Raw genomic sequence first — 14,035 nt, forward strand, 5'->3', positions numbered from 1 at the left:
CTCTCAATCGCCTTCGAAGACCGGCCGCTGCTTGGCCGCAAAGGCTTCGTAGGCGCGGCGGAAGTCCTGCGTCTGCATGCATAAGGCCTGGGCCTGCGCCTCAGCCTCGATGGCCTGGTCCAGCGTCATGGCCCATTCCTGGTGCAGCATCGTCTTGGTCATGCCGTGCGCGAACGTCGGGCCTTGGGCCAGTTGCGTCGCCAGCTTGTGCGCGGCCGGCAGCAAGGCGTCGCTCTCGTGCAGCGCGTTGAAGAAGCCCCAGGCATGGCCTTCTTGCGCGCTCATGGCGCGACCGGTGAACAGCAGCTCGCTCGCGCGGCCCTGGCCGATCATGCGCGGCAGGAGGGCACAGGCGCCCATGTCGGCACCGGCCAGACCCACGCGGGTGAACAGGAACGCGACGGTGGCCGCGGGTGTGCCGAGACGCAGGTCGGAGGCCAGCGCCATCATCGCGCCAGCGCCGGCGCAGACGCCGTCCAGCGCGGCCACGATGGGCTGCGGGCAGGCGCGCATGGCGCTCACCAGAGCACCGGTCATGCGGGTAAACGCCAGCAGCTCGGGCATGGTCATCTTCGTCAACGGGCCGATGATTTCGTGCACGTCGCCGCCCGAGCAGAAGTTGCCGCCCGCACCGGTCACCACCACGGCCTTGATGTCGGTGGCGCGTTGCAGGCCGAGGAACCAGTCGCGCAACTCGGCATAGGAATCAAAGGTCAGCGGGTTCTTGCGCTCCGGGCGGTTGAGCGTGACCGTCGCGACACCGTCGGCCACGCTGAGCGCGAAGTGTTCGGGCGTGCGGTCGGCCATGGTGCTGTACTGGCCGCGCATGGGGTTGTGATCGGGGATGGGGTGTTTCATGTGGGTTTACTCGCCGACGTCGCCCATGCGCTGGTTAATGTCGAGTTGGTGTTGTTTGACCTTGCCCAGCAGCTTGTGCAGGCTGTCCAGGTCCTTGGCGCTCAGCCCTTCGAAGGCATCGACGATCCATTGCTCGTGCCGCGCCGCCATGTGTTCGAAAGCGCTGCGGCCTTCGGGCGTGAGGCGCACCAGAAAAGCCCTGCGGTCGCCTTCGACCGCCATGCGCTCCACCAGGCCTTCGGCCACCAGCTGGTCGGTGATGCCGGTGACGTTGCCACCAGTGACCATGAGCCGCTGCGACAGCTCCTTCATCTTCAGGCCCTCGGGGTGGCGTTCCAGCTGGGCCATCAGGTCGAAGCGGGGCAGCGTGGTGTCGAACTGCTCGCGCAGGCCGGCACGCACGCGCTTTTCGATCAGTTGCGAGCAGGCCAGCAGGCGCAGCCAGAGGCGCAGCTCCTGCGCATGTTCGCTGTGGGCGCGGGCTTCGAGGTCGAGAGTGTCGGGGGGTGTGGTCATTGGGTTTCCGCGGGGTCTTGTCTGGCGATGGTGCCCTGCAGGGATTGCTGGCGCGCGATCTCGCGGTAGAGCTGGTCGCGGCCACTCTCGTAGGGTTGCGGCCATTGCACCGCGCGGGTCTGCAGCCTGGCGGCCTCGTGCAGGGTCCAGGCGGGGTCGGCCAGGTGCGGGCGCGCCACGGCGCAGAGGTCGGCACGGCCGGCGCCGATGATGCTGTTGGCGTGGTCGGCCTCGCTGATGGCGCCGACGGCCATGGTCAGGATGCCGGCCTCGTTGCGCACACGGTCGGCAAACGGGGTCTGGTACATGCGGCCATAGACCGGCTTGGCCTGCCGCGTGGTCTGACCCGAGGACACGTCGATGACGTCGCAACCTGCGGCCTTGAACAGGCGCGCGATGGCCACCGCGTCGTCGGGCGTGTTGCCGCCGGGCGCCCAGTCGTGCGCCGAAATGCGCACGCTCATGGGCCGCTCGGCCGGCCACACGGCGCGCATGGCCGCAAACACTTCCAGCGGGTAGCGGCAACGGTTCTCCAGCGAGCCGCCGTAGTCGTCGGTGCGCTGGTTGGTGAGCGGGCAGATGAAGGCCGAGAGCAGGTAGCCGTGGGCCGCGTGCAGTTCCAGCCAGTCGAAGCCCGCGGCGGCGGCGCGCTGCGTGGCGGCGACGAAGGCTGCGGTCATCGCGTCCATGTCGGCGCGGGTCATGGCCTTGGGCACCTGGTTCTGTTCGCCATAGGGCACGGCGCTGGCCGAGAGCAGCGGCCAGTTGCCGCTCACCAATGGCTCGTCAATCGCTTCCCAGCCCAGTTGTGTCGATCCCTTGGCGCCACTGTGACCCAGCTGGATGCCCATCTTCGCGCTGCTCTGCTGGTGGGCAAAGTCCACGATGCGTGCCAGGGCCGCCTGCTGCGCGTCGTTCCAAAGGCCCGGGCAGCCGGGGGTGATGCGGCCTTCCGGTGTCGGGCTGGTCATCTCGACCATCACCAGGCCGGCGCCACCGACGGCACGCGCGCCCAGGTGCATCAGGTGCCAGTCGCCGACCACGCCATCGGTGGCCTTGTACTGCGCCATGGGCGAGACCACGATGCGGTTCTTCAGCTCGACACTGCGCACCTTCAGCGGCAGCAGCATGGGCGGCGTCGGGTGCTTCTTCGGCGCGCTGCCCGGCGCGGCCTGGGCTTCCAGCCAGCTTTCATACCCTTCCAGCCATTTGGCATCGCGCAGGCGCAGGTTCTCGTGGCTGATGCGCTGGCTGCGCGTGAGCAGCGAATAAGCGAACTGCTGGATCTCCATGCCGGTGTAGCGGTCCACATGCTCGAACCATTCGGTGGAGTTGCGCGCCGCGTTCTGGATCTTGAGCACCTCGACACTTCGGCGCGCCTCGTAGCCCTGCAGCACGGCTTCCATGTCCGCGCTGGTGCCTGCCTCGACATGGCGGCTGAACTCGTCGGCCAGGTCGATCGCATCTTCCAGCGCCAGCTTGGTGCCGCTGCCGATGGAGAAGTGCGCGGTGTGGGCGGCGTCGCCCATCAGCACGATCGGCGTATTCCTGCTGTTGATGTCTTGCCAGTGCACCCAGGTGTTGCAGATCACGCGCGGGAAGCGGATCCAGTTGGCCGAGCCGCGCAGATGCTTGGCGTTGCTGATCAGGGCGTTGCCGTCGAGGTACTTCGCGAACAGCTTCTCGCAGAACGCCACGCCGTCTTCCTGGCTCATGTCTTCGAGGCCGTGCGCCTTCCAGACTGGCTCGGGCGTCTCGACGATGAAGGTCGAGGTCTCATCGTCGAACTTGTAGGCGTGGGCCTGGAACCAGCCGTGTTCGGTCTGTTCGAAGGCGAAGGTGAAGGCGTCAAAGGTCTTCTTCGTGCCCAGCCAGACGAAGCGGCACAGGCGGGTGTCGATGTCGGGCTGGAAGGTGCTTTCGTAGCGCGTGCGGATGCGGCTGTTGAGGCCGTCGCTGGCGATCACGAGATCCGCGTTGTACTGCTGCGCGAGCGCCTGGTCGTCGGTCACATCGGTCTCGAACACCAGATCGACGCCGAGTGCGATGCAGCGCTCCTGCAGGATGTTGAGCAGGCGCTTGCGGCCGATGCCGATGAAGCCGTGCCCGGTGGAGCGCACGCTGCCACCTTTGTAGAACACCTCGATGTCGTCCCAGTGGTTGAAGGCGTCCTGCATGGACTGCGCGGTCTCGGGGTCGGCACGGCGCAGGTTCTGCAGTGTCTGGTCGGAGAACACCACGCCCCAGCCGAAGGTGTCGAACGGCCGGTTGCGCTCGACCACCGTCACCTGCAGGTGCGGGAAGCGGCGTTTCATGAGCAGGCCGAAATAGAGGCCCGCCGGGCCGCCACCGATGCACAGGATGCGCTGCAGCGCCAGAGTTGGAGTGTTCATGTCTGATTAGTTTAAGCATGAACTAAAGGCGGCCAACCGGGTAAACCCGTACCGCATTGACCGAACCGGTGTCGCCGGCCTGTGCAAGGTGCAAGAATGGGCAACCAACCAAGGAGGAACCATGTCTCTGTACCGATTTAAATCCCGCGAAACTGGCGACCTGGTGATGCTGGAGCCCAGCGGCAAGCGGATTCTGCAAATCCTGGGCAAGGACCCGGTGAACGCCGGTGTCATCCGACACGAGGAAATGGCCGGCGCCATCGAGGCCCTGAACACGGCGGCGAAGGCCGACGAGCTGGCGCAGCAGAAGATGAAGGATGAGGCCGCGGCCAACGGAGAGCCGGTGCCGCAGTTCGACGCGATCAGCCTGCGGATGCGCTGCGCGCCGTTCATCGAGATGCTGCAGCGCTGCCTCAAGGCCGAGGTCGAGGTGGTCTGGGGCGTCTGAAGACGAAAACAAAAAGGCCCGCAGAAGCGGGCCTTTTTGCGGGGAGCGGTGACACTCAGTCTGCAAATTCGCCGGCAGCGTCGATCGCGGCCTTGAGCTTGGTGATCTCGCTGGCCACGAAGGCCTTGTGCCCGGCCGGGGTGACGCGCTTGTCGCCCGCAGGAGCGACGACGGCACCCAGGTCGCCCTGGCGCTTGATGAACTCGGGGTCCTTGAGGGCCACCATCAGGGCGTCGTTGACTTTCTTCAGCACGTCGGCCGGCGTGCCCTTGGGGGCGTAGAGGCCGTGCCAGATGGTCAGGTTGAAGCCCTTGAGACCCAGACCGTCGAGCGTGGGCAGGTCACCCAGCTGCTTGTTGCCGGTCAGCGGCTTGGCGGTTGTGACGGCATAGCCGCGCACGCGGCCCGATTCGATCTGCGACGCGGTGTTGGTCGTCTGGTCGCACATCATGTCCACCTGGCCGCCGATCAGGTCGTTCATGGCCGGGCCCGTGCCCTTGTAGGCGATGGTGGTCAGCGGCTTGGGCAGCTTCATGGCCGATTGCCACATCAGCGAACACAGGTGCGAGGCGGAACCCAGACCGGCGTGTGCCAGGTTGACCTTGTCGGAGTTGGTGCGGACGTAGTTCTCGAAGTCTCGGTAGCGGCGGTTCTGCGCCAGCTTGTTGGAGCCGACGATGGTCATGGGCACGTCGTTGATGATGCCCAGGTACTCGAAGTCGTCCAGCGGCTTGAAGGTCTGCTTGCGGTAGAGGCTGGTGGTGGCTGCCATGCCGATGTGCCAGACCAGCAGCGTGTAGCCGTCGGGTGCGGCGCGGGCGACCTTGGCCGCACCGATCGTGCCGCCAGCGCCAGCGGCGTTGTCGACCACGATGTTGGCGCCGCCCAGGGGCTTGCGCATGGCCTCGGCCAGCTGGCGGGCCACGAGGTCGGTCGGGCCACCGGCAGCGAACGGCACGACCAGGGTGATCGGCTTGCTGGGGTAGGCCTGGGCGAAGGCGCCGGCGTAGACGGCGGCGGTCACGGCAAAAGCCAGGATTTTTTTCATGCAGGTGCTCCTTGGGGATGATCAGCGCTGCATGGTAGCCCTCGCCGGTGGCGGCGAAATGGCGGAAATTACTTAGCGGGCACCACGGGGAAACCCTTCATTTGCGCATCTTTCGCCGAACTTACTTGTAGCTGCGGGCGTCTTCGATCACTTTGCCGTCATTGGGCAGGCTGCCGGGGCGCACCACCTGCACCTGACCACGCAGCTTGGTGATGTCGCGCATGGCTTCCTCGATGCGCTCGCGCAGGCCGTCGGCCACGTCGGTGGCTTCGACCTGCAGGCACATGCTGTCGTTGGCCATCTCGCCACTCACCACCAGGCGTGCGCGCTGGACTTCGGGGAACCGCCTGGAAATCTCGGCGACCTGCGAGGGATGCACGAACATGCCCTTGATCTTGGTGGTCTGGTCGGCGCGGCCCATCCAGCCCTTGATGCGCGGCGCGGTCCGACCGGTCGGGCACTGGCCGGGCAGGATGGCCGACAGGTCACCGGTGCCGAAGCGGATTAGCGGGTAGGCGCTGTTGAGCGTGGTCACGACCAGCTCGCCGACCTCGCCGTCATCCACCGGCGTGCCGGTGCCGGGCCGCACGATCTCCACGATCACGCCTTCGTCCAGCACCAGGCCTTCACGGGCAGCGGTTTCATACGCCACCAGGCCCAGATCGGCCGTGGCGTAGGTCTGGTACACATCGACGCCGTGATCCTTGAACCAGGCCGTCAGGCTGGGCGGGCAGGCTTCGCCACCGACAGATGCCTTGGTCAGGCTGGGAAGCGCGATGCCGGACTCCGCCGCCTTCTCCAGCAGGATGCGCAGGAAGCTGGGCGTGCCGGTGTAGGCGTCGGGTTGGAGGTCGACCATGGCTTCAAGCTGCTGCTCGGTCTGTCCGACGCCGCCCGGGAACACGGTGCAGCCCACGGCGTGCGCGCCCGATTCGAGGATGAAGGCGCCCGGGGTCATGTGGTAGCTGAAGCTGTTGTGCACCAGTTCACCGGCGCGAAAGCCCGCCGCGAACAGCGCGCGGCCGGCGCGCCAGTAATCCTTGGTACTGCCTTCGGGCTCGTAGATCGGGCCGGGGCTGGCAAAGATGCGCGACATCGCCGGACCGCGCACCAAGGCAGAGAAGCCGCCGAAGGCGTCGTGCTGCCGCTTGGCCTTCTGACGCTCCAGCAGCTCGCTTTTGCGGGTGACAGGAATGCGGGTGAGCGCGGCACGGCTGTCGACGCCGGCCACATCGATCTCGCGCAGGATGTCGGCAAACGCCGCGCTGTTCTGCTTCGCATGGGCCAGCTGGCCCGGCAGCGCAGCCATCTGCGCCGCTTCGCGGTCAGCAGGCGATCGGGTTTCCAGGGCGTCGAAGTGTTCGGTCATGGTGAAAGCCACAGAGGTGCGATTGAGATGACTGGTTCGAGAACACCGCGGAACCGGCTTTGCCGGGCCGCAGGTGTTGCCCCCTTGAGGGGGTGACGCCGCAGGCGGCGCGGGGGTGGGCCAGCAGAAGCTGTTGGCTCGCTACGCGAGCCAACGCTTCCTGCGCTTGTAGGACTTCACATCCTTGAACGACTTTCTTTCGCCGCCACCCATGCCCAGGTAGAACTCCTTGACGTCCTCGTTGTTGCGCAGGTCGCTGGCGACGCCGTCCATCACGATGCGGCCGCTTTCCATGATGTAACCGTAGTCGGCGTACTTCAGCGCCATGTTGGTGTTCTGCTCGGCGATCAGGAAGGTCACCTTTTCCTTGGTGTTGAGGTCCTTCACGATCTCGAACACCTCCTCCACGATCTGTGGCGCCAGGCCCATCGAGGGTTCGTCGAGCAGCACCACGCTGGGGTTGGCCATCAGCGCGCGGCCGATGGCGCACATCTGCTGCTCACCGCCCGAGGTGTAGGCCGCCTGCGAGGTGCGGCGCGTCTTCAGGCGCGGGAAGTAGTTGTAGACCTTCTCCAGGTTGCGCGCGATCTCGGCCTTGTCGGTGCGCGTGTAGGAGCCGGTCATGAGGTTGTCCTCGATGGACAGGTGGGCGAAGCAGTGCCGGCCTTCCATCACTTGCACCACACCCTTCTGCACCAGGTCGGCCGGCGAGAGGTTTTCGATGCGCTCGCCGCGCAGCTCGATGCTACCCTTGGTGACTTCTCCGCGCTCACCCTTGAGCAGGTTGGAGATGGCGCGCAGCGTGGTCGTCTTGCCGGCGCCATTGCCGCCCAGAATGGCCGCGATCTTGCCTTCGGGCACGTTCAGCGACACGCCCTTGAGCACGAGGATCACGTGGTTGTAGATGACCTCGATGCCGTTGACGTTGAGAACGATGTTGGGAGTGGTACTCATGGTGTTTCCTCGTGGACCATTTGCAAGACCCCGCGAGGGTCTTGCAAATGGCCGCTGGCAAGCCAGCGGCCCGGGCTACATCAAGACTGGCAATCGGCGCCAGCACGGCGCGTCAGCTTCTTCTCGGCCGCGTACTTGTCGGCCGCAGCCTTCACCAGCGGCTTGAGGATCTGCTCGTCGGCCTGCAGCCAGTCGCTGCTGAACTGCCACTTGCTGCCGTCCCACGTGTGGATGCGAGCCCAGTTGGCGCCCATGTGGTCCTGGCAGCTGGTGGAGATCGGGCGCAGCACGCCCTTGAAGCCCAGCGCATCCAGCTTGGGCTGTGTCAGGTTCAGGTTCTCGAAGCCCCAGCGGGCCTGCTCACCGGTCACGACCTTGCCCTTAGCAAAGCGTTCCTGGGCGGCGCGCACGCCTTCGACGGCGAACATGGCGCTCATCAGACCGCGCATGTACAGCACTTCGCCGACTTCTTCCTTCGGACCGGTGCCCTGGCCCTTGTCGTGCAGCTTGGCCAGCACTTCCTTGACCACGTCGGCGCCCTTTTCGGTGCCGTGCTGCATGGTGACGGCGTTGTAGCCCTTGGCACCCGCGCCGACGTCCTTGACGTCAGGCTCGGCACCGGCCCACCACACGCCGTACATCTTCTCGCGCGGGTAGCCGGTGGCCTGGGCTTCCTTCAGGGCGGTGGAGTTCATCACGCCCCAGCCCCACAGCACGACATAGTCGGGCTTGCTCTGGCGCACTTGCAGCCAGGTGGCCTTCTGCTCGACGCCAGGGGCGGTCACAGGCAGCAGGCTCAGCTGGAAGCCCAGCTGCGCAGCGCGTTCCTGCAGCAGGGGAATCGGCTCCTTGCCGAACGGGCTGTCGTGGTAGACCAGCGAAATCTTCTTGCCCTTGAGGTTGGCCAGGCCGCCTTCCTTCTTGCCGATCTGCTGGATGATCGCGTCGGCCGCCACGAAGTAGGTGCCGGCGATCGGGAAGTTCCACTTGAACACGCCGCCATCGGACGACTCGCTGCGGCCGTAGCCGGCGGTGATCAGGGGGATCTTGTCGACCGGAGCCTTTTCGGTCAGCGCGAAGGTGATGCCGGTGGACAGCGGCTGGAACACGGTCGCGCCCTTGCCCTTGAGGCGCTCATAGCACTCCACGCCCTTGTCGGTGGCGTAGCCGGTCTCGCACTCTTCGTAGGAGATCTTCACGCCGTTGATGCCACCGCGCGCATTGACCAGCTTGAGGTAGTCCACGTAGCCGTTGGCGAACGGCACGCCGTTGGGGGCGTAGGCGCCGGTGCGGTAGACCAGCACGGGGAAGAACTGCTCCTTGGCTTGCGCCATGGCAGCGGTGGAGACCAGGGCGCCCGAGAGAGCTGCACAGGCCATCGACACGGAAAGAACCAGGTTACGCACTTTCATCGCTTTGTCTCCTAAGGAAAGAGTCAGACACACACAAAAAAACAGGACCGAAATCAGTGAGGGAAAGGCCAGAGGCGCAGCTTCTGCTTGCCAATGCTCCAGAGCTTGGCCAGGCCGTGGGGTTCCACGATCAGGAACCAGACGATCAGCGCGCCGAACACCATGAAGGTCATGTGCGAGGCGGCGGCGGTCGACAGCCCCACCAGCAGGCTGATGCGCTCGATGAAGATGGGCAGCAGCACGATGAAGGCGGCGCCGAAGAAGCTGCCCATGATCGAACCCATGCCGCCGATGATCACCATGAACAGCAGCTGGAACGAGCGGTCGATCGAGAAGGCGGCCGGCTCCCACGAACCCAGATGCACAAAGCCCCAGAGCGCGCCGGCCACGCCGACGATGAAGGAGCTGACGGCGAACGCGCTGAGCTTGGCGTACATCGGGCGGATGCCGATCACGGCGGCGGCGACGTCCATGTCGCGGATCGCCATCCACTCGCGGCCGATGGCCGAACGCACCAGGTTCTTGGCCAGCAGAGCGAACACCACCAGGAAAGCCAGGCAGAACAGGTATTTTTCCATCGGGGTGTCGATGGTCCAGCCCAGCACCGACAGGCCGGACACCGAGACCGAACCCGAGGCGTTGTTGTTGGTGAACCAGCCCACGCGCAGGAACGCCCAGTCGCAGAAAAACTGCGCCGCCAGCGTCGCCACCGCGAGATACAGGCCCTTCACGCGCAGGCTGGGAATGCCGAAGAAGATCCCGACGAGCGTGGCGAAGAAGCCGCCCGAGAGCAGGGCCAGCACCAGCGGCATGCCATCGATGCGGATGTAGGTGTTGTAGGCCATGTAGGCGCCGACCGCCATGAAGGCGCCCGAGCCCAGCGAGATCTGTCCGCAGTAGCCGACCAGGATGTTCACCCCCAGCGCAGCCAGCGACAGGATCAGGAACGGAATCAGGATGGCGCGGTAGAGGTACTCGTCGACCAGGAAGGGCACGCCGATGAAGGCGAACGCCACGAGGGCGAGGATGGCCCAGCGGTCCTGCGCGATCGGGAAGATCTGCTGGTCGGTGCGGTAGGAGGTCTTGAACTGGCCGTTTTCGCGATAGAACATGTTCTTGTCTCCTTACACGCGGTCGATGATCTTTTCGCCGAACAGACCTTGCGGGCGGAACAGCAGGAACACGAGCGCCAGCACATACGCAAACCAGATCTCGATGCCACCACCGACCATGGGGCCGAGGTAGACCTCGGAGAGCTTCTCGCCCACGCCGATGATCAGTCCGCCGATGATGGCGCCGGGCACCGAGGTCAGGCCGCCCAGGATGATCACTGGCAGCGCGCGCAGGGCCACCGTGGTCAGCGAGAACTGCACACCGAGCTTGGAGCCCCAGATCATCCCGGCCACCAGCGCGGTGATGCCGGCCACGCACCAGACGATGACCCAGATGCGGTTGAGCGGAATGCCGATGGATTGCGCCGCTTGGTGGTCGTCGGCCACGGCGCGCAGCGCGCGGCCGGTGCTGGTCTTCTGGAAGAACAGCGAGAGCAGGGTCACCAGCGCAGCAGCGACCACGGCGGCGATCACGTCTTCCTGGTTCACCAGCACGCCACCTTCGAACACGCTCTCGAACAGGAAAATCGGGTCCTTGGGCATGCCGATGTCGATCTGGTAGATGTCGCTGCCGAAGATGGTCTGGCCCAGGCCGTCCAGGAAGTAGGTGATGCCCAGCGTGGCCATCAGCAGCGTCACGCCCTCCTGGTTCACCAGATGCCGCAGCACCAGCCGTTCGATCAGCCAGGCCAGCACGAACATCACCACCGCCGCCAGCGCGAACGCGATCAGGTTACCCACGATCTTGTTCTCGATGCCCAGCCAGTGCGGAATCCATTCAGAGAAGCGCGCCATCGCCAGCGCCGCGAACAGCACCATCGCGCCCTGCGCGAAGTTGAAGACGCCCGAGGCCTTGAAGATCAGCACGAAGCCCAGCGCGACCAGCGAATACAGCATGCCTGCCATCAGGCCGCCCAACAGTGTTTCGAGAAATGGTCCCATGTCTTTTCCTCAGTGGCTCGTACCGAGGTACGCGCTGATGACTTCCTCGTTGGTGCGCACTTCTTCGGGCGTGCCGTCACCGATCTTCTTGCCGTAGTCCAGCACCACCACGCGGTCCGAGATGTCCATCACCACGCCCATGTCGTGCTCGATCAGCACGATGGTGGTGCCGAACTCGTCGTTCACGTCCAGGATGAAGCGGCTCATGTCCTGCTTCTCTTCCAGGTTCATGCCGGCCATGGGCTCGTCCAGCAGCAGCACCTGCGGCTCCATCGCCAGCGCGCGGCCCAGGTCGACGCGCTTTTGCAGGCCATAGGGCAGTTGGCCCACCGGCGTCTTGCGGAAGGCCTGGATTTCGAGGAAGTCGATGATGTGCTCGACGAACTCGCGGTGCTTCTCTTCCTCCTTCTGGGCCGGGCCGATGCGCAGCGCCTGCAGGAACAGGTTGCTCTTCATGCGCAGGTTGCGGCCGGTCATGATGTTGTCGATCACGCTCATGCCCTTGAACAGCGCCAGGTTCTGGAACGTGCGCGCGATGCCCATCTCGGCCACCTGCCGGCTGTTCATGTGCCGGAAGTGTTCGCCGCGGAAGGTGATCTGGCCTTCCTGCGGCTGGTAGACGCCATTGATGCAGTTGAGCATCGAGCTCTTGCCGGCGCCGTTGGGGCCGATGATCGCGCGGATCTCGTGTTCCTTGACGTTGAACGAGATGTCGGTCAGCGCCTTGACGCCGCCGAAGCGCAGGCTGATGTTCTGGACGTCGAGGATGACGTCGCCAATCTTTTTGGTCATGCTGCAGCTTTCACGGGAGCGAAGGTCTTGGCGTCGCGGACCTGCAGCGTGGCACTCACGCTGCCGGTGCGGCCGTCTTCGAACTTGACCTGGGTTTCGATGTACTGCTCGGTCTTGCCGCTGTAGAGCGCATCCACCAGGGCGCTGTACTTCTCGGCAATGAAGCCGCGACGGACCTTGTTGGTGCGGGTGAGTTCGCCGTCGTCGGCGTCCAGTTCCTTGTGCAGCACCAGGAAGCGGCTGATCTGGCTGCCCGCCAGCAGGGTGTCGCGGCTGAGGTCGGCGTTGACCTTCTCCACGCATTCGCGGATCAGCTCGTACACCTCGGGCTTCTGCGCCAGGTCGGTGTAGCCGGCATAGGGCAGGTTGCGGCGCTCGGCCCAGTTGCCCACGGCCTCGAAGTCGATGTTGACCATCACGCAGACCTTCTCGCGCTGGTCGCCGTAGGCCACGACTTCCTTGATCTGCGAGAAGAACTTGAGCTTGTTTTCCACGTACTTGGGCGCGAACATGGCGCCGTCGTTGGAGCCGCCCTTGATGCGGCCCACGTCCTTGACGCGGTCGATGATCTTGAGGTGGCCCGAGGCGTCGATGAAGCCGGCGTCGCTGGTGTGGTACCAGCCGTCGGCGGTCAGCACCTCGGCGGTGGCGGCGGGGTTCTTGTAGTACTCCTTGAGCAGGCCCGGCGACTTCACCAGGATCTCGCCGGTGTCGCTGAGCTTGATCTCCACGCCCTCGCAGGGCACGCCCACGGTGTCGGCGCGGGCTTCGTGGTCCGGCTGCAGGCAGACGAACACGGCGGTTTCGGTCGAGCCATAGAGCTGCTTGAGGTTGATGCCGATGGAGCGGTAGAAGCTGAACAGGTCGGGGCCAATGGCTTCACCGGCCGTGTAGGCCACGCGCACGCGGCTCATGCCCAGGCTGTTGCGCAGCGGGCCATAGACGAAGAAGTTGCCCAGCGCGTACTTGAGGTTGTCGATCAGGCCGACCGACTTGCCATCCATCCGGTCGGGGCCGACGCGGCGCGCCACGTCCATGAAGGCGTGGAACATCTTGCGCTTGATCGCGCCCGCGTCTTCCATGCGGATCATCACCGTGGTCAGCAGGCCTTCGAACACCCGGGGCGGAGCGAAGTAGTAGGTCGGGCCGACTTCCTTCAGGTCGATGGTGACCGTGGCGCCGGACTCGGGGCAGTTCACCACGTAGCCAGCCACCAGCCACTGCGCGTAGCTGAAGATGTTCTGGCCGATCCAGGCGGGTGGCAGGTAGGCCAGCACCTCGTCCTTGTCGGACAGCTTGTCGAAGCGTGCACCCACGGACGCTCGGTCGATCAGCGTGCTGTGCGTGTGCACCACGCCCTTGGGATTGCCGGTGGTGCCGGAGGTGAAGAACATCGCGGCCACGTCGGCCGGCTGGGCCTTCTCGATTTCCTCCCTGAAGAAATCGGGGTGGGCCTTGGCAAACGCTTGCCCGCCGCCGACCAGTTCTTCCAGACCGCCCAGACCGGGCTGGTCGTAGTTGCGCAGGCCGCGCGGGTCGTCGTAGAAGATGTGCTGCAGCTGCGGGCAGCGGTCCTGGATTTCCAGCATCTTGTCGACCTGCTCCTGGTCTTCCACCACCGCGAAGCGCACCTCGGCGTTGTTGATGGGGAACACGCATTCGGCGCCGACCGCATCCTGGTACAGGGGAATCGGGATCGCGCCCAGCGACTGCGCGGCCAGCATGGTGGCGTACAGGCGGGGGCGGTTGGCGCCGATCACCACCATGTGTTCGCCGCGCTGCAGGCCGGCCTGGTGCAGGCCGCAGGCGATCGCCTCGACCAGATGGGCCATGTCGGCCCAGCTGGTGGTCTGCCAGATGCCGTATTCCTTCTCACGCATGGCCGGCCCGGTCGGGCGCCGGGTGGCGTGGTCCAGCAGAAGCCGGGGGAAGGTCGTTTGCATGTGCTTGTCTCCTGAAGCGCCCCACACCCCTGGGGCCATGAAGGCGCTGTTCGATGGAATGCGATGGCTGGATCGTAGGCAGATGTTTGACGTTATGTTGTCGGTGCGACGACAATTGAGGGGTCATCCCTGCTAGGACTTTCCCTAGGGAGCTGCAAAAGAAAAGCCAGCCAGGGAACCGTAAGCGCTCAAGAAACGAACGGCCCTGTCGAACCAAGTGCCACATCGACATGGCGTGACAATCGTCA

The 14,035-nt window shown here is 65.2% G+C and carries 12 protein-coding genes; 1 reads left to right on the forward strand and 11 read right to left on the reverse strand.

The features are described from left to right. Positions 1 to 3: 3 nt before the first annotated feature. The 3 genes from ACLIJ1_RS07515 to ACLIJ1_RS07525 are packed head-to-tail and all read right to left on the reverse strand — an operon-like array spanning position 4 to position 3,767. On the reverse strand, positions 4 to 858 hold the full coding sequence (locus ACLIJ1_RS07515; protein ID WP_411364888.1) for an enoyl-CoA hydratase family protein: 855 nt from the start codon (positions 856 to 858) through the stop codon (positions 4 to 6). 6 nt (positions 859 to 864) lie between these two features. Continuing rightward, positions 865 to 1,374: a MarR family winged helix-turn-helix transcriptional regulator gene (locus tag ACLIJ1_RS07520; RefSeq protein WP_411364889.1), complete on the reverse strand. Its 510-nt coding sequence runs from the start codon at positions 1,372 to 1,374 to the stop codon at positions 865 to 867. Next, positions 1,371 to 3,767: a bifunctional salicylyl-CoA 5-hydroxylase/oxidoreductase gene (locus ACLIJ1_RS07525; protein WP_411364890.1), complete on the reverse strand. Its 2,397-nt coding sequence runs from the start codon at positions 3,765 to 3,767 to the stop codon at positions 1,371 to 1,373. Before ACLIJ1_RS07525 ends, ACLIJ1_RS07520 begins: the two co-directional genes overlap by 4 nt. Positions 3,768 to 3,888: 121 nt before the next feature. Between ACLIJ1_RS07525 and ACLIJ1_RS07530 the strand changes: the two genes are divergently transcribed. Next, a complete protein-coding gene (locus tag ACLIJ1_RS07530; RefSeq protein WP_411364891.1) occupies positions 3,889 to 4,215 on the forward strand; it encodes a DUF1840 domain-containing protein in 327 nt (108 codons plus the stop codon). A gap of 55 nt (positions 4,216 to 4,270) precedes the next feature. Here the strand turns inward: ACLIJ1_RS07530 and ACLIJ1_RS07535 are convergent, their stop codons facing one another. The 8 genes from ACLIJ1_RS07535 to ACLIJ1_RS07570 all read right to left on the reverse strand — a co-directional run bounded on the left by ACLIJ1_RS07535 (position 4,271) and on the right by ACLIJ1_RS07570 (position 13,787). After that, on the reverse strand, positions 4,271 to 5,263 hold the full coding sequence (locus tag ACLIJ1_RS07535; RefSeq protein WP_411364892.1) for a tripartite tricarboxylate transporter substrate-binding protein: 993 nt from the start codon (positions 5,261 to 5,263) through the stop codon (positions 4,271 to 4,273). 121 nt (positions 5,264 to 5,384) lie between these two features. Beyond that, on the reverse strand, positions 5,385 to 6,632 hold the full coding sequence (locus tag ACLIJ1_RS07540; protein WP_411364893.1) for a phenylacetate--CoA ligase family protein: 1,248 nt from the start codon (positions 6,630 to 6,632) through the stop codon (positions 5,385 to 5,387). Positions 6,633 to 6,773: 141 nt separating this feature from the next. After that, a complete protein-coding gene (locus ACLIJ1_RS07545) occupies positions 6,774 to 7,586 on the reverse strand; it encodes an ABC transporter ATP-binding protein (RefSeq protein WP_411364894.1) in 813 nt (270 codons plus the stop codon). An 80-nt stretch (positions 7,587 to 7,666) separates the two neighbouring features. Further along, positions 7,667 to 8,998: an ABC transporter substrate-binding protein gene (locus ACLIJ1_RS07550; protein ID WP_411364895.1), complete on the reverse strand. Its 1,332-nt coding sequence runs from the start codon at positions 8,996 to 8,998 to the stop codon at positions 7,667 to 7,669. Positions 8,999 to 9,051: 53 nt separating this feature from the next. Continuing rightward, positions 9,052 to 10,110, reverse strand: a complete 1,059-nt coding sequence (locus tag ACLIJ1_RS07555; protein WP_411364896.1) for a branched-chain amino acid ABC transporter permease — start codon at positions 10,108 to 10,110, stop codon at positions 9,052 to 9,054. A gap of 12 nt (positions 10,111 to 10,122) precedes the next feature. Beyond that, positions 10,123 to 11,052 (reverse strand): branched-chain amino acid ABC transporter permease, encoded by a 930-nt coding sequence (locus ACLIJ1_RS07560; RefSeq protein ID WP_411364897.1) that lies wholly within the window; start codon positions 11,050 to 11,052, stop codon positions 10,123 to 10,125. Between the two features lie 9 nt (positions 11,053 to 11,061). Then, positions 11,062 to 11,844 carry an ABC transporter ATP-binding protein gene (locus tag ACLIJ1_RS07565; RefSeq protein WP_411364898.1) on the reverse strand — a complete coding sequence of 261 codons (783 nt, stop codon included), beginning with the start codon at positions 11,842 to 11,844 and terminating at the stop codon, positions 11,062 to 11,064. After that, positions 11,841 to 13,787 (reverse strand): AMP-dependent synthetase/ligase, encoded by a 1,947-nt coding sequence (locus tag ACLIJ1_RS07570; RefSeq protein ID WP_411364899.1) that lies wholly within the window; start codon positions 13,785 to 13,787, stop codon positions 11,841 to 11,843. The genes ACLIJ1_RS07565 and ACLIJ1_RS07570 overlap by 4 nt, the downstream gene beginning before the upstream one ends. Between the last annotated feature and the right edge of the window lie 248 nt (positions 13,788 to 14,035).

Origin of the sequence: Hydrogenophaga sp. RWCD_12 (genome assembly GCF_046604225.1) — a bacterium.
In the GTDB taxonomy this organism is placed as follows: Bacteria; Pseudomonadota; Gammaproteobacteria; order Burkholderiales; family Burkholderiaceae_C; genus Hydrogenophaga.